General features: G+C 30.7%; 15 protein-coding genes and 1 pseudogene. 15 read left to right on the top strand and 1 reads right to left on the bottom strand.

Annotated features, from left to right (window positions below):
- Positions 1-222: pseudogene (locus ACIQ0D_RS01695) on the top strand (hypothetical protein); the annotation flags it as partial.
- A gap of 198 nt (positions 223-420) precedes the next feature.
- On the opposite strand, the gene ACIQ0D_RS01690 reads toward ACIQ0D_RS01695, so the two are convergent.
- Entirely contained in the window at positions 421-843 is a 423-nt protein-coding gene (locus ACIQ0D_RS01690) for an SRPBCC domain-containing protein (protein WP_395802484.1), read from the bottom strand.
- Positions 844-1350: 507 nt separating this feature from the next.
- Between ACIQ0D_RS01690 and ACIQ0D_RS01685 the strand changes: the two genes are divergently transcribed.
- From ACIQ0D_RS01685 to ACIQ0D_RS01620, 14 genes are all read left to right on the top strand, one after another.
- Positions 1351-2226, top strand: a complete 876-nt coding sequence (locus ACIQ0D_RS01685; protein ID WP_395802482.1) for a hypothetical protein — start codon at positions 1351-1353, stop codon at positions 2224-2226.
- 459 nt (positions 2227-2685) lie between these two features.
- Entirely contained in the window at positions 2686-3441 is a 756-nt protein-coding gene (locus tag ACIQ0D_RS01680) for a LytR/AlgR family response regulator transcription factor (protein ID WP_395802480.1), read from the top strand.
- The gene (locus ACIQ0D_RS01675) at positions 3419-6436 is read left to right on the top strand and encodes a histidine kinase (RefSeq protein WP_395802478.1); all 3018 of its coding nucleotides are present in this window, start codon (positions 3419-3421) and stop codon (positions 6434-6436) included. The genes ACIQ0D_RS01680 and ACIQ0D_RS01675 overlap by 23 nt, the downstream gene beginning before the upstream one ends.
- Positions 6437-6579: 143 nt before the next feature.
- Positions 6580-7740 (top strand): hypothetical protein, encoded by a 1161-nt coding sequence (locus ACIQ0D_RS01670; protein WP_395802476.1) that lies wholly within the window; start codon positions 6580-6582, stop codon positions 7738-7740.
- Positions 7741-7750: 10 nt separating this feature from the next.
- Positions 7751-8431, top strand: a complete 681-nt coding sequence (locus tag ACIQ0D_RS01665; RefSeq protein ID WP_395802474.1) for a hypothetical protein — start codon at positions 7751-7753, stop codon at positions 8429-8431.
- Positions 8432-8717: 286 nt separating this feature from the next.
- On the top strand, positions 8718-9707 hold the full coding sequence (locus tag ACIQ0D_RS01660) for a hypothetical protein (RefSeq protein WP_395802472.1): 990 nt from the start codon (positions 8718-8720) through the stop codon (positions 9705-9707).
- Positions 9708-9713: 6 nt separating this feature from the next.
- The gene (locus tag ACIQ0D_RS01655) at positions 9714-10736 is read left to right on the top strand and encodes an acyltransferase (protein WP_395802470.1); all 1023 of its coding nucleotides are present in this window, start codon (positions 9714-9716) and stop codon (positions 10734-10736) included.
- Positions 10733-11686, top strand: a complete 954-nt coding sequence (locus ACIQ0D_RS01650) for a hypothetical protein (RefSeq protein WP_395802468.1) — start codon at positions 10733-10735, stop codon at positions 11684-11686. Before ACIQ0D_RS01655 ends, ACIQ0D_RS01650 begins: the two co-directional genes overlap by 4 nt.
- A gap of 57 nt (positions 11687-11743) precedes the next feature.
- On the top strand, positions 11744-12481 hold the full coding sequence (locus ACIQ0D_RS01645) for a hypothetical protein (RefSeq protein ID WP_395802466.1): 738 nt from the start codon (positions 11744-11746) through the stop codon (positions 12479-12481).
- Between the two features lie 13 nt (positions 12482-12494).
- Positions 12495-13760: a DUF4407 domain-containing protein gene (locus ACIQ0D_RS01640; protein WP_395802464.1), complete on the top strand. Its 1266-nt coding sequence runs from the start codon at positions 12495-12497 to the stop codon at positions 13758-13760.
- A 7-nt stretch (positions 13761-13767) separates the two neighbouring features.
- Positions 13768-14892, top strand: coding sequence for an OmpA family protein (locus ACIQ0D_RS01635; RefSeq protein WP_395802462.1), 1125 nt, complete (start codon positions 13768-13770; stop codon positions 14890-14892).
- Between the two features lie 3 nt (positions 14893-14895).
- Complete coding sequence (locus ACIQ0D_RS01630) at positions 14896-15819, top strand: hypothetical protein (RefSeq protein ID WP_395802460.1); 924 nt, start codon at positions 14896-14898, stop codon at positions 15817-15819.
- A complete protein-coding gene (locus ACIQ0D_RS01625; protein WP_395802458.1) occupies positions 15816-16724 on the top strand; it encodes a hypothetical protein in 909 nt (302 codons plus the stop codon). Before ACIQ0D_RS01630 ends, ACIQ0D_RS01625 begins: the two co-directional genes overlap by 4 nt.
- 21 nt (positions 16725-16745) lie before the next feature.
- On the top strand, positions 16746-17225 hold the full coding sequence (locus tag ACIQ0D_RS01620; protein WP_395802456.1) for a DUF350 domain-containing protein: 480 nt from the start codon (positions 16746-16748) through the stop codon (positions 17223-17225).
- Positions 17226-17386: the final 161 nt, after the last annotated feature.

Raw genomic sequence — 17386 nt, 5'->3', positions numbered from 1 at the left:
TATGATGGTTTCATTAAAAAATTCAATGATGCCGCAGAGAAGGTGATGAAAGATGCTGAAGGTCCAGAAGTAGTTGCTAAGATGATTTATAAAGCGGCAAATGATGAGAGCAATAGGATGAGGTACACTGTAGGAAAACCTGGTCCGATGTTATTGATAATGAGGAAATTGCTTTCCGACAAACTGTATTTTTCGATAATTAAGAAGAGTTATAAGTTATAAAGCTCATTTGGTTGGTGTTCCTTATGGTTGGTGTTCTCACCAACCATAAAGTACCTTGCTTGCAATGTCTATGGAGTTTAACCCTTGCAATCTCTACAGATTAGCAAATATTAAGAGTCTCCAGACTCGTCTTCAATTTAATTAAGCGTATTTTGAATACTATTTCTCTTTTTTAGTATTACCCACCAAACTCATTTTCTACAGATTTTCAGAATTTAGCTCGCAATATTTTTTGAAATTATCTAAAATCATTTGCCAACCGGCTTGTTGAAGTTCTATTGAATTTTCAGTTTCAGGTTCAAATTCTTCAGTAATTTGGGTTGCATTATTGATTTTCTCAAAAGATACCGACATTTTTCGCCCATCACCCAATACAATATCAATTAATTTTTCTTTTTCAATTTTTTTGTAAATCCCCCAGAAGTCAAAACTAGCACTGGCATCTTTTGCTGCCATGGTATAGTGAAATTCACCCTCAATATCTAAGTTAATAGTAGCATTTGGGCAATGCCAATCGGAGCTAGCGAAATTCCAACCTTTAACATGTTCTGCTTTGGTCCAAAATTGCCATGCTTTATTGATGGGCACCTGAATAATGGCGCTTACCTTTAATCTTTCCATACTTTAAATTACGGAAAAATAATTGTGAATTTCCTTGTAATGGTGTATTCATTAACCACTAAGCATCTAGCTCTGCTAAAATTAGACTTATCTGGTATAATTCAAAACAAATATTCTAGGTGAAACGGACACTTTATCAAAAATTAAGAGTCCCCAGTCTTCTCTTAAAATTAAATGGTTGTATTTTCAAAACCATTTCCCTCTGATCGATGTTTTTTAGATAAATCAACACCTATCATTCAAAACATCTTCCTTAAACTTAGAAATCTGTTTTTTCGAATCTATTGTATTGTTTTTGTTTTTTATTAATTACATTTATAATGTACCTGTAAAACAAGAACTTATCTCTTTAATCTATTATTTATTAGTAATATCTTCTTTGCTCGTAATTCATTATGACTTCAAGAAAAAACCTAATTGATAGTTGATTATTTCTGAGAACCTGATTGTTTAGCTTTGGTATGGAATACTATTTGAAATTTGTAAAAACCATAATCAGCTATCCAAATGAAAAGTCTATTTCAACTCGCCGGCATTTACTTCGATTCCTTTTTTAGTCCGGAAAATGTTCGTAAAGTAGAACTATTTATACTTCGCGCCGCAATTTTTGCCTTTATAATCCACTTAATTGTAATTTTTTTAGGAAACAACTTTGAATATTTCAAAAACTTCGAACACAGTTATTTAAAGGCTATTTATACACCATTTAGCTTTATTCTGTTTTATGAAGTTTTTCTTTTAGTCATTATTTTACCGAAGTCCATTTCAGAGTTTATTGGAAAACAATTTGAAGTAATCACCCTAATTACCCTAAGAAGCTTTTTTCATGATATTGCTGATTTTGATTTGAAGGCATCAGATGATATAAATAACCCCGAATATATTTATCTGCTTTATGATTTATGCGCTTCTTTATTGATGCTGAGTCTAACCATACTTTATTATCGGATTTATCAAAAAAATCATAAACCTGAAGGATCGCCACAGCTTAATAACTTCATCAATATTAAGAAATTAGTATCTCTAGGAATGATTTTGATTTTGTTGTTGTTAAGTGTTAGTAGTTTATTTACTTGGGGAGTGGATATGATACATGCCTTGAGAGTCAATGAAAACTATCCTAATCCTAATACGGTTTTTTATGCCGACTTCTTTTCAATAATGATTTTTGTGGATGTTCTGCTTCTAATCATCTCGTTTATGTATCAATTTTCATTTTTCACCATTTTTAGAAATGCAAGTTTTATCATAACCACTATTTTAATTAGGATGTCTTTAACAATCCATAAACCAATGAATTATATCATAATTTTAATCGGATTTCTTTTTTCAATATTAACATTTTACCTCTATAGTCTTAGGAAATCGAAAGGTACAAACTAGCTGATTTTTTTTCTCTGGAAATCTAAAATATGTTTTTTTATTTCGATTGATTTTATTTATTGCAATGGATTGAAATCCATTGCTACAACATTGGTCGTCCCGATGGGACTGGTAAATAGTTCTTTACTGGTAAATAAATAAAAGAGCCATAGGCTCGAACCATCTTTAAAGGCAGGAATTTATTCCTGTTCCGTTACAAGATTGGTCGTCCCGTGGAACTGGTAAATAATTCTTAACTGGTAAATAAATAAAAGAGCCATAGGCTCGATCCATCTTTAAAGGCCGTCCCGATGGGACTGTTAAAATGACGGCCTATTGGAATGAAAATACCCTTAACAGATTAAGAAACTCAATAAAGACATCCTTAAAATAAAATTATTTCATTCGACGTTAAATCATATATTACATACGTTAACTCATTCATAATCTTGCATTTCAAAAACAAATTATTTTTGGACTATGATAAAAACAATATTAGTCGATGACGAGTACAACTCCAGAGAGTTTCTGGATAAAATGTTGACTACATATTTCCCGAATAAATTTTCAATCTTAGCGAAATGCGAAAGTGTGGATGATGCTATTAAGGCTATTGAACAGCATCAACCAGATTTAGTTTTTTTAGATATTCAAATGCCTGATAAAAATGGCTTCCAACTCTTCAAAGAATTAAAGAAAGTTAATTTTGAAGTTATTTTCACAACTGCTCATTCCGAATTTGGCATAGATGCCATCAAACAGGGGACTTTAGATTATCTGTTGAAACCAATCAATTTCCCAGATCTGTCAGAAGCGATTAAAAAATATGAGAATAAACTTCATAAGGCTTCATTGTTCGATAAATTTGCGCTTTTAGTTGAAAACTTGGAGTCGGGTGAATCTGATTATAGAAAAATTGCCTTTCCCACAGAAAACGGCTTTGAACTTATTAAAGTTAATTCAATTTTATACTGCGAAGCTGATAGTAATTATTGTAAAATTGTACTTCTTGGCGGTAAAAAAATCATACTCTCTAAAACATTAAAATATGTGGAAGAAATGTTGCCTTCTAATGTTTTTCAACGTATTCATAAGTCTTATTTAGTGAATATGAATTATGTAAACCGCGTTCATAAAACCAATGAGTTAATGGTTGAATTGGCTACAGGAGAAACATTGCCTGTATCAATTAGGCAAAAAGAAAACTTGATTAATGCTATTCTCAAAGAAAAATAGACTACTACTTATTTTTCTCTTTTTTGTTGAAGTTTTATACGCTCAACAATTCCCATCCACCAATTTAACTACTGTGGATGGCCTTCCTAATAATAGTATTTATTCCATTTTAAAGGACAGTAGAGGTGTTTTATGGCTTGGTACCGACAATGGGATATCCGCTATACAAAATGGATTAGTTAGGAATTATTTCACATCAGATGGACTTGCCCATAATAGTTGCTGGGCTATCATTGAAGATTCAAATAATCATTTATGGTTTGGGAGTTTTGGAGGTGGGATCACTCATTTTGATGGGAAGAATTTTAGTGTTATCAATTCCCAAAATGACTTAGTAAATGATAAGATAAGGACCTTATTCATCTATGAAAATCATTTATATGTAGGCACGCAATTCGGCTTTTCGGTAATTGATATCAATACAAGGAGAATAGTTTTTAGCGGGAAAATAAACGGCAAAAAGGGCTTATTCCAAGTTATGGATTTCTTTTTAAAGGATAATAAAATCCAATTTGCAACTTTTGATGATGGCGTTTGGAGTATCAATTTAGAAAGAAAAACATTTCAATTAGAAAGTCTAGAGATACCCACGATTTTTTCTGTTTATGCCTCAGATAATATATTTTTCTACTCTCATGTTAGCTTAAAGGGAAAGATAAATAACCAAGTATCTATTAAAGACAATTCAAACAAAACCCTAACACAAATAAATACCAGTACTATTTTTTGGGATTATGCGAAAGATAAAAAAGGCAATATCTATGCAGCTGCCAATGGAGTAAATTTTACGAATGGTGGAGTTTATGAACTGTCCAAAACTGGACTTATAAATCAAAATAATACGTTTGGAATCCCAAGTCATCAAGTCTGGAGCCTACATTATGATTCCAAATTAAATTTACTTTATGTAGGCACAATTGACAAGGGACTTTTTAGAGTAGAGCTGGAAAGTCCGCTAAGTCACTACCCTTCAAATAATTTCCAAAAAGAACAATTAGAAATATTAAAAATAGCAAAAAGCAACGCTAAACAATTTATTTTAGGAAAAAACGAATTAATATTTTTGAGTACAAACAAGCTTATTAAAGAGGTATCTAGGAAAAATTTCTATGATTTTTTAAGAAACTACAATTTAAATGAATATCAACAATGGCAGTCGAAGAGTTTTGGAAGTTATAAGAGGATACCATTTGAAGATTTTCAATTAAAAGATTTCAAAATAAATGGATCACATATTTGGTTAAGCAGTAATTTGGGCTTATTCAAAATCACTAAAAATGGTAAAATAATTGATTACAACCGCACTATAGTTGATCAGTTTAGCTTTTTAAATAAGAATCAATTATTATTCGAAGAGCCCTATGGATTTTTCTGGATAAGTAATGATTTGACAAAAAAAGAAGCTTTCAAAAAGTATAATGATTTAAGAAGAAATACGGTTCAAATCATCGATTTATTTAATAAAAAATTTGCCCTTTCAGCTTCGATGGGACTTTTTGCCTATCAAGATGGAAAATTCTTTTCTTATGCTGAGAGTAAATTGTGGACTGAAAATGAGTTAGTATGTGGGACTGTAAATGAAGACAATAATCTGATAATAGCTAATAAATCGGGTGATGTCTTTATTCTTGATGTATCGAATAAATTTAAAGTGTTAAAAAAGATTAGTTCAGAACAACTTCTAGGAAAATCGATTTACTTTATTGAATCATATCAAAACAATATCATTATTGGTAATGAAAAAGGAATAGTTATTTATAATAATGGGCAAATACGTTTAATTGATGAGGAACAGGGACTAAAGAATAAGAATATTAGCACATCATATTTAAATGAAAATATATTAAGCATTGGTACCACTAAGGGCTACTATGAATTAGATCTTAAAAAATATATTTCTGAACCATATCTCAAACCTGAATTAAAGCTAACGAACTTAGAAGTTAATTTTGAGCCTTTTACAAAAGAGTATTACCAATGGCTATCCTATGACATTAAAGAACTCGACTTAGAATATAATAAAAATACTGTTTCTATCAGCTTTGAGCCACAAAATGTAGCATACTCTAATAAATTATTGTACCGATTTAATCTTTCGGGTATGGAAAATGCTAAATGGAGTAATTGGACAAGTTCAAAAACAATCAATTTGACTTATTTGCGTCCCGGTAATTATACCCTCCTAATGGACATAAAGGATTTACATATTGGTAAAACCACTTCGATTAAATATTTAAGAATTAAAATTAATGCACCATTTTGGAAAACCTGGTGGTTCATATTAATTAGTGCACTAACTATTATTGCTATTCTTTATTTTGCTGTTAAACAGCGAATTGCATTTATAAAAAGCCAAGAGCAAGAAAAGGGAGAGGTGCAAAAACGTTTGAGCGAGACAAAAATGGAGGCTTTACAAAGTCAGATGAATCCTCATTTTATTTTCAATGCTATGAATTCGATACAGAATTTCATATTGGGAAAAAACACAGAGGAGGCACTTCAATACATGGGTGAGTTTTCAAAATTAATACGTCATACTTTAAATAATTCATCCAAGTTGAGAATTAGCTTGGAGGATGAACTTCAGTATTTAAAATCTTATACAGCATTGGAAAATTTGCGGTTTAATAAGGCAATTAAAATTAAAATTACGCTTGATGAGTCTATTGAACCGTCTAAAATTGAAATTCCGCCAATGCTTATTCAGCCTTTTGTAGAAAATGCCTTTGTACATGCCTTTAATTCTAAAACCATGAATCCTGAATTGATCATTGATTTTAGTCGCGAGCCCAACTATTTAATTTGCACAATAACAGATAATGGTAAAGGTATGGATGCTGATAAAACTCAAAAACTGCATCAATCTAAAGGCATTGAATTGGTGAATGAGCGTCTCTCATTATTACAATCAAACCCCAAATTTGCTGTTGAATTTTCTTCTGTTGCCGGGCAGGGGACGAGGGTGGTGGTTAGGGTTAATTTGGAGATTGTTTAGGCTTAGTATTTTTTACTGCTATTATAATCAGTCAAAATGCTGCATTTAATCATTAAGTCTATACGTTAACTAATTCATCATTTCTGATTATTTTATTAGAATTATTATTGTGCAAATAAAATAATTTACTAACTACCTAAATTATGAAAAATATATCAAGGCTATTAATTGTCCTGACCTTATTCCTATTTAATAGTTGTGACCAATCAAACTCGCAACTATTTGATTTGATTTTAGAAATTAAAAGTCAAAATGATCAACTTTTAAATGAAGTTAAAACTCTTCAAATTAAATCTGATTTGTTAATTTCTGAGTTAAGAGCGAGTGCAGCAAAGCAAGAAGAGCTTCTTACAAGAGTTAATGACTTACAATCCCAGCTTTCACTAGTATTGACTCAAATTGGCGTACTAAATGACAAGCTTAAAAATCAAGATACTGATCTTCAATTAATCAAAACCCAACTTGCAGATTTACAAATTAAATATCAAGGTATTTTGGAGCAACTTGTAGATTTACAAAAGCTAAGCCAAATTCTAGGAGAAATTGAGAAAATAAAGGATCAATTGAAGGTAATGGATCAGAACTTTGCTTTACTGTCAGGAAGTGTTGGGCAAAATAAAGAGCTATTAAATGCTTTAAAAACTCAGATTACTTCTGTACAAGGACAATTAACTGAGAACCTCTCAAAAGTTAGTCAGTTAACAAGTAAACTAGATGATCAAGATGCAGATATTAGTAGCATTATTAGTGAATTAGACGCTATAAAGATAGTGGTTGGGGAATTAAAGGTTGATTTAAGCGGATTAATAAAACGTTTGACCCTTAAAGTAGGAGATGAATTTGAAGGTGGTATTGTTTTTTATATTGATGCAACCTCTTTACATGGGTTAATTGTTACTAAAACCAATCTTAGAGATTCAGGAACTGAGTGGGGTTGTTATACTCAGAATATTCAAAATACAAGTCCCGCTATTGGGACAGGCTTAAATAACACCAAAGAAATGCTTACCCAATGTGTTTCAGCGCAGTCAATTGGTAACTGGTCTGCAAAAATTGCCGATCAATACACCACAGGGAACTTTTCGGATTGGTATTTACCATCTAAAGATGAATTAAATTTAATTTATCAAAATCTTCACTTGAAAGGTATTGGTAATTTTTCAAAAACTGTACCTTATTGGTCATCAACGCAGTCTAGTAATAACGCAGGTTGGGCTCAAAATTTTGGTACAGGGGCACAAATTCAAGAAATTAAATCTGGATATGGTGGTACTGGCGCTGTTAGAGCTGTAAGAAGTTTTTAATTAGTGATTAATGATTAGAATATTCATTGCATTAATTATTCTAGGGCTTAGTTCTATAAATAACGCTAATAGCCAGGGATTCTCTACACCCAGAAACCCGAGCATTGTTTTTTATCAAGTCGGACTTGGAGCAGGGACATTTTTTTCTGCTCCAAGACCAACTATTGAATTTGAAAATATCGTTAATCAAAAAGCTCCTGTACTTACTTTAGGACTAGGTAAGCGATATGGTGATCATGTAAGTATAAGAAGTAATCTTAGTATTCAGCAATTTGCAGCAAAGGAGTTTATTGGGAATCAGGATGGTAACGATGTTTTAGATCCTATGTTTAATGGTTATAATTTCGCATTAGATATTACACCCACTTTTAATGTAATGCCAAGTTATAATCTAAAAAAACGATTTCCGGTAGATTTAAATTTAGGTTTAGGACTTGGATATCTACTTACCAACCGAACAGAAAAGCTATATTTTAATGGGAAATATTATGAGATTAATCTCACAGAGCGCAGTCCATATATCCCCTTAAGGGCTTCACTTTCTTTCAAACTAGGACTATTAAATGATATTTCTATTGAAGGAGCTTTCTTTAATACTTGGCTAGATAATAAAAGACCTTTAACCAAATTATCAAGAAACTCAGATCACTTTGCTCAATTAAATGTGATGTTTAGGAGGCATGTCTTTTGAAAAAGATACTCATTCTTATTTGTTTTTGACCTAAATCGGTTATTTGATTTATTCAGGAAAATTGCTAAAAAAAATCGCTAATCTCCTTTAATTGTATCTTTAAGATTTGCATATACTTCTAAGATTTTCAATGTAATCAATTTTTATACATCATGTTATAATACGTGACAATGCGTTACATTTCGTATGTCACACGATATATTTAGAAAGAGCAGAGGGTAAAATTTAAATTTGATATTAAATTTCTATTTTAAAGACGATATTTTGGAAAACATTTAATTCTTTAATGATAGTTTCTTTATTTCAAGTTATAGCTAAGAAGATTATTCTGATATCAATTTTGATGTTATGTTTTTTTAGTTCCTATTCTCAGGTTAAAACATCATCTAGTGATTTTGAAAAGAGATTGGATGTAGGAATTTATATAGATAATGTATATAACATTGATTATATAAATTCTACATATGAGGTTGTTTTTTATTTGTGGGCCAATTCATACGGAGAATTGTATAATATTAATAACGATTTAATAGATATAGATAAATCAATTGAACTTGAGCTTGTTTATAAAGAAGCGGATAGTATTGTTATTCCTAATATAGGGCAAAAATTTAATTGTTTGGCTAAGTTCAGAGCAAAAATGTTGAATGAAGCAAACATCTCAAAATATCCTTTTGATAATTTGGTTCTGAATTTAGATATTGAATTATTAGGTCATTACAGAGGAGAAAAAAATATTGTTATCGACCATAGAAATAGTTTGATTCAGCCCAATTTTATCGACAAATGGAATTTAGATAGTGCTGATATAAAAGTTAAAACTGTTGAATGGTCATCAAATTTTGGCAACATAAGAAAAAAAGATGCTTCGATTGATACTTTGCACACTAGTATTGTCCTATCTAGGGATTCCTGGAACCTATACTGGAAAATGTTCTTAGTTTTGTTTATTTCCTTTTTTATCTCCTCACTAAACTTGTTTTTACCTAACAAGCAAAGCGAAGAGAAGTTTGCACTAATAGTTGGTTCACTTTTCACAGCAATCGGAAATAAGTATATAACTGAGTCTTATTTGCCATTTTCAGACAAGCTTAATCTTTCTGATTGTTTACATATTGTTACTTTTCTGTTTATTTCTTTTTACACTTTGTTTGCCATTTACGAACAAAGAACTAAAAAATCAGATAGCTTAAGAAGTGATCTTTACTTTTTCATGGTAACAATCTTCTTTTATATTTTAATCATTGCTTTAACCACATTTTCTTTTATAAATTAAATTTAGATGGATAGAAGTCTTTCTTTAGATTTAATTAAAGGAATTGCAGTTTTAGTCATGATTTTTGCTAATACGAGCATTTACTTTTTCAATTTTATAGATTTTAATTTTATTAGGTTAATATGCTCATTTGCGGCTCCTGTATTTTTAATTTTGACAGGATATTTCACACAAATGAATTTGTTAAAGCGTGATGTTAACAAGAGTATACTCATAAGTAGAGCATTGCAAATATTATCTATAGCAGTTTTTATTGATATGTTTTTTTGGGGGACTATTCCCTTCGTTACCTACGACATTTTATATTTAATTGCATTCTCACAGTTGATTTTGATTTTTATTGACTTCAAGTATTACATTTTTCTGTTTTTATTAATTCTATTTGGATCTTTTATTCTTCCTTATCTTATTTCATATCGTTTTGAGATTGATGAGATACAGTTATTCGATATTTTTACAACAATTGCTAATGCTAATCCTATAAAAAGGTTATTTTATGATGGTTGGTTCCCAATTTTACCTTGGTTAGCATTTGTTTTATTGGGAGCTTTTACGTTTAGTCACAAATTATTTTTTACAAAATATAGTCCCCATTTTTTGTTCCTAGGGCTAAGTTTATTTGCATTGACTTATTTTGTAATTGTTGACCAAGTTTATCCGATTAGAAATTTCTATTTAGAACTTTGGTATCCTTTAAAAAACATCCTATTATTGATTCCATTTTCTGTATTTTTTATTATTGCAGGTTTGATAGATAATCGTTTTAAACGACCTATACCTGTGTTAAATATTCTTATAATTTTAGGGAAGAATAGTTTGTTTGCCTACATTTTTAATTCTTTCTTGATGTCATTGGTTATTTTTTTGGGTTTAAATCAAAGTAATTATCCATGGTATTTTATTCCGTTTTTTATATCCATTGTAGTACTTGGTGTTTTGATAATGGATAGGTTTCGGAAGAGTGAAAAGTGGGCTTTCACCCCTAGTTTTATAAAGTTTTTTTTAGGCTATAATCAAAAATTGCAATGATCTTTTTTTACCTGAGTTTAATTGTTTTTTTAATATTCTACTTATCTGGTTTTTTCGAAAATTACCAGAATGTAGACTTAGGTTATTCAAATAAGAACTCGAAAACGATTATAGAGTTTTTAACAAAACATAAATCAAAAACTAAAATTTATTCGAATGCACCTCAGAATTATGCTTCTTTTAATAACCAGAAGCCAATTGGTAAAATGTTGCCTGATAAAGTTCAATTCAGTTATTCTTTTCCGCTAGTTAAATCTCATAAGGTTGTTTTTGATTGTTTCTTACATCCTGCTGATGTCTCTTCTCAAGTCGATTTATTTGGGCTATCAAATAGTTTAATAATCAAAAATAAAGATGGATTTAAACTAAGGGATGGCATCCACTCAGATGAATTCTCACTTAAAATGAATCAATATTGTTGCTTTTTTAAATCATTCTCTGATTTTGGCATAGATTATAAAAAGCTAGTGTTTACATACACTTCATTTACCGATAAAGTTTCAAAATTTATATACAAGGAATTGGTTTCAATTAGCCAAGATAATTATTTCAATAGAGTACAAGCGGCCTTGAATTTCGTTCAATTTCTACCATACGGACTACCTGAATTTGACACGAATGAATGGTATTACTTCGGAATTTCAACACCACCGGAGTCCTTTGTTTTAGGATATTCAGATTGCGATAGTAAATCAATTTTCTTTGCTTCAATTTTGTCACAATTAATACCAGCTGAAAACATTGTCTTAGTTTCTTGTACTGTTAACTCAGGCAATGAGTCTTCAAATGGTGAACATATGATGGCGGCCGTGTCAGATTTGGGTATAGAAGGAGAGTCTATTAACTTTAATGGTAAAAAGTATTTATTGCTTGAAACTACAACACCGATATTAATTGGGCAGTTTGACTGGACTTCATTTAAAGCAAACTCAATTATAAACTTGAATTAGAACAGATGGAGGTTTTAGATAATTTTAAAATTTATTTTGCTAATATTTCTAATGACTATGGAAACATTATTTAGTTATCTAGCAACTTTGGGAACTGCTGAGTTAGTAAAATATTTTACTTTACTGTCACTTACTTTAGCATTTTTTCCGTATTCGGAAACCATATTAAAATATTTAAAGCATTTTGTTCACAGGAAAGAGCTTGAAATTATATATTTTGATTATTACACCCAAGGTATTGAATATAAAGATGACAATAGTGAACTGAATTTACCTCACAGCTCTCAAAAGATATTAATAAATGATTCAATTATAAACTTTGTCTGGAAAGTTGAAGGAGCTCTAAAAATCGACCTTTTGCCAATTGGTAAAAAACTAAAAGGGAATGCATCCGCAGATATTATTAATAGTAATAAGAAAAGATACACTTTAGTTGCACATGGTTTTAATGGTAAAAAGATTGAATCAGTTATTGATTTGTCTGATGAAATTTTTTATTCATTACAAACCAAGCCTTTGGCCTCTAATCAAAAGATTGTCAGGACTTCACCAAAGATAGGTTCTGCAAAGTTTTCCAATAGTAAGTTTTCAAATTTTAAACTGACAGAGACTAAATCAAATAAATTAATTGACTGGCTAAGGACCGGTTTTCATGACATTAAAAACAAACAAATAAATACAGAATATTTTGTAAAAACGAGTGCAAAAAAAACAAATTTAACTAATTCCATTTCGCGTGGAAAAATATTAAAGTCATATACTTTTAGTACAAAAAAATACCAATCATTAAACTAAACAAATTAAAAAGATGAATGAAAATGTAGATTACGTAGCAAAAAAACCAAGTAAATCCACTAAATTTTTTTGGTGGTGCGCTGGTGCCGATGAAAAAATACTTCAATATTGTGGTTATTCCGATCATGTAAAATATTTGGGTATAGGTGGTGTAGTATTAGCCACTGGTTTTATGGCAGCTTTAGCCATGGGCTTTGCAATGCACACTATTTTTGATGGCCAATGGCTCGTAACAATTCCAGTAGCTACTATATGGGCATTAATTGTATTTAATTTAGATCGGTTTATTGTTTCGAGTACTGGTAAAGGTGATGGAGAATCATCAATAAGTTTACAAGAACTTGGGAATGCCGCCCCAAGATTATTTATGGCTATTTTATTGGGGTTAACAATTTCAGCTCCATTAGAAACATTTATTTTTAAAAAAGAAATAAACAGAGAGTGGAAGTTATCTATGGATCAATTAGCAATTAGTAAGTCTTACGAAATCTTACAGACTGAAGTTTCTAATGATTCCTCTAAAATTGAAAATTTTAATATTAAAAAAGCTGAAGTTGAAAAGCAAAGAGAAATTTGGTTAAAAGCAAATCTAGCATGGGAAGATCAAATGCAAGGTAGAGCTGGTGCTGGAGTTGGCGAGGGTCCAAGAACAAAGGCATTGGCAAAAGTAAGAGATGCTGAAAAATTAAAATTAGAAAGTCTTGAAAGTGAATTAAAATTATTTGAAGTTGAAAAAATTAAAAACAAAGAGGCTATTGATCAAAAAATTAAGGAAGAAATGGATGAAATTAAAAAATCAGATCCTGGATTTCTTGACGAATTAATGATGATTGAACGTCTTTCATCGCAAGGGAAAACCGTTCCTAAAATGGATCCTTCAACTAATAAAGTTATTAAAGGAGAAGAAATTGAAATCTATGGTTCTGCTTTCTGGGCAGTTTGGTTAGTACGATTATTATTCATGATTATTGAAATTGCACCAGTAATTTTAAAATTGATGTTAATAAAATCCCCTTATGATTACATGACAGAAAATGTGAACCAAATTTTGGAGGCAAAGCAAGGCATCAGCATGAATCACATGACAGATGAAGAGGGGAAATTGACTAAATACAAAGAAAATTTCAATCCGAAACGAATTATATCTATTGTAGAACATCAAAATTTAAAAGAAGAGGAAAATGCGAAAGAGGCAATTACCCTTTTTGCTGAAAAGGAGAAGCAGGAAATAGCTAAAAACCCTGATGCTTTTATTAGTGCTAATGACTCAAATACATAATTGCTAAATGGATAAATCTGTTAAATATGTTGCTGGAAATTTCGTAGGCAATTTTTTTACACATCAAAAATCTCCATTTTCAATAGGTGAAAAAATTCCCGATGGCGAATTGCATAATGTTCATCTATATAAGGGAAGTTTAACTGAAGCTGTTTTAGTTGATTCTTTTGAGCCAGAGAAGCATCTAAATAGAGCCGGTATGTTGTTGCATAACGTAACCAATATTGAGATTAATTCAAATCAGGCTATAGAAAATGCAATATATGATTTTGACCAATTGGTCCTTAAAAATGTCAAAGTAGATTATTCTTGGGAGCAAAATGGTAAAACGTATGGCATTTTAAAAGGGGAATTGGTTGGGAAAATTAAAAAGCAATCCAAATTACCCTTATCGCAGAATGATGGTGAAGTAATTCCTCCACCTCCTGTTGGTGGAGGAGCAATTTCTACTACACCACCTATAGGTGGAGATAATTCTAGTTGGAATAGATATGTACCTCCCATTATCACAGATGGTAGTAGAAATGGTGGCTGCTTATCTTCAATATGGAGTATTTTAAAGTGGTTGCTTCTCCTATTATTGATTTTATTTTTATTAAAACAATGCCAGTCAACTACCGATAATAACAATCAAGAAGTTAATTATGCTTGTATTTCCAAAGTAGATAGTTTGGAAGAATTAACTAAAAATCAGCAAGTTCAAATAGACAGTTTAACTAATTTGATTTTCTACGCAGATAGTATATGTAACTCAAATCTAGAAAGAGAAAGGTTGCAATATGAATTAGATAATTTGTCAAGTGAAATTTATTTTTACGGGAATGATACCAAAATCAGGGAGTATTCTAATGACGATATTGATAATATTGTTAAAATATTGAAAGAAAATCCTAATGTTTCAATTGAGATTCATGGTTATCACAATGGTTCACAGTATACTACTATAGATCAAGATAGAGCCAATAGAATAAAGGAAATCTTCATTGCAAAAGGAGTTTCTGAGAATTTAATAAAAGCTATTGGGAAGGGGCAGTCTGAAAACTGTCCTGAAAATGTCTACGAAGGAAGAGAAATAGACGAAAAGGGATGGAATTGTAACATGCGTGTAGAAATTAAAATTGTAAAATATTAATTAATGAGCTGGTATAGGTATATTGGTATAGATACGGATTTACTCAAGAAAGTTGATCCCAAACATTCCGAAAGACAAACATTTATTTTGTCTACGTTAACCATTATGTTATTTGTGATTTCATTTATTTGCTTTTTTTCAAGTATTGTATATGCATTAATAATATTTCAAAACTGGCTGATTGCTATTTTTATTGCTGTTTTTCTGTCTGTTGTTGTGTTTAATTTATATCGTTTATTGGTCATGACGGCATTAGATGTTAGTGAGAGTTCACTTGAGCCTTACTATTTAAAGCATGAGAAGCATTATTCTGACTACGTAAAATTGGATGATGATTATTCTAAGTTTTCGGATGTGAAAATTAATGAAATCGTTTATACTGCAAAAGATAAACTAAGAGAAAAAACTGCATCTAATTCAGTAATTACTGCTATAAAAAGGCACCCTTTAACCATGTCGCTAAGGATTTTGATTTTAATAATAATCGCCTTGGTTTTTTCCAATGGCTTAGAATTATTTTTATTTAATAACCAAATTAATGAAGTGTTAAATGATTTACTGAAATTATACACCGCGAAAAATGAAACTTGGCTGGTAGAAAATATGTTAAGCCCAGCCAATGGTTCTTCTTTCAGCGTTTTAAATACTAATTCATTACTGCTTGCACTTGACATTTTGATTAAAGGATTAGGATATTGGAAACTGGTAATTGATTTTATCTTCATCCTAATATTTCTATTGCCATTAATAATCGTTATAAAGAGCAAAGAAATCAAGCAAAGTGAATATGTAAGGGAGTTAGCTTTAAGCGAACTAACTATCACTTTTTACCATTATTTGCACACACAAAAGTTATGCAAGAAAATTGAAACCGATATTAAGTCAAGTGAGATTGTATTTTCGAAAACTCATGAATTAAATAGATGAAGGATAAAAACACCTATTTTTCAAATGCCAATAGATTATTTTGGGTATTAATATCAATTGTCGTTGTTTTATCAATAATGAAGTTGAACTTCGGAATTTTTGATACAGAAGATTTAGCAACAGATATAGTTAGAATTGATTCTTTAAGTAAAATTGATTGGGATGAGGTAGTAATTGATGTAGATTCTTCTTCTATTGATGTCGATTCTACGGTAAAAGAAATTGAATATTTGGAAAAGGTTTGGAAATGGAAGGATTTTAATGGTACAAACTACGTGCTGAACTTTAAAATAAAGAAAAATGACTATCTCTTTTCAAGGCAACAAAGAATAAATTCCGAAAATTATAGCGGAGACCTTTATTCAGAAATGTATATCAATGATAATAGGATACTTGATGACATGATAAATTCATATAAAAGCATTATTCAAAGTAAAGGTTTAAGTCCGTATGAATCAATGGAAATGATTGTTACAAGTATTCAAAGTATACCCTATACCTATGTTTTGACAAGTGAGCCTAAATGTGGTGAAGTAGATGGTGATCAGCAAATTCCAAACAAAAACTGTGCAGTTTCTAGCGATCCTTGTGGATGTTGTGAGAACGTAATTCCGTTTGCAGTTTATACTCCTGTTGAGTTTGCGGTTCAGCGGACAGCCGATTGCGATACTAGATCTTTATTTGCATACACGATTTTAAAAAGACTTGGCTTTGATGTTGCTGTTATGGTAAGTAGAAATGAAGTACATTCTGTTTTAGGAGTTTCTGTACCAAATATTCCCGGAGACGGAAGAAGAGGAAATGTTGGCATTGCAAAAAAATATTTTTTATGGGAATTGACTGCTTATGGACCTGTATTGGGTCAATACATTGATGGTAGCGATTGGGAAATAGCTTTAAATTAATTAATCACTAAATTTTAAATTATGTTAGAAGAATTATTCAGTTTATTCATACTATTGATATTAGGTTTGATATACCTATTCTTTTTTGCAAAAATACAGCATGTTTTTTTTCAGAAACTAAGTCAGCCCAAAAAGAATCATGCAGTATTGATTGTGTTCGTTGCTTCGCTTATTGCAGCGTCAATTAATTTGGTACATATCGCTGAATTAACCGCAAATGCAAATCGTTTTTTCTTAAAAACCGGAGATTATTTCAACGCTTTGGTATATTCATTAGCCTATTTTGCGGCAATGTGGGTGTTTTCCTTATTGTTTTTTAGGTTCAGTTTTATTATTGTTGGCTTTTTAACACCTGAAAATGAAGAAGATGAATTAATGAAAAACAATATTGAGCTAGCAGTAGTTCATGCAGTCATTTTAATTGCCCTTTCATTTGTTATTGCTCCGGCATTAATTCAAATTGCATCAGAATTTATTCCATATCCTAAAATGCCTTTTTAGGTTTGTTTCGAAATATGAAATTTTTCAAACAGAATTTAAAACGCTTAAGTAATAACAAGGGGTTTCGTTTGTTAAGTTTTTTATGTTTTGCAAGTTTGTATAATTAATACCGGTCAAAAAATACTTTTTAAATGTGCTTAGAGCATAATTGACTTAGATAA

This window comes from Daejeonella sp., assembly GCF_044342615.1.
Classification (GTDB): Bacteria; Bacteroidota; Bacteroidia; order Sphingobacteriales; family Sphingobacteriaceae; genus Daejeonella.
This window is presented reverse-complemented; position numbering and strand designations above follow the sequence as displayed.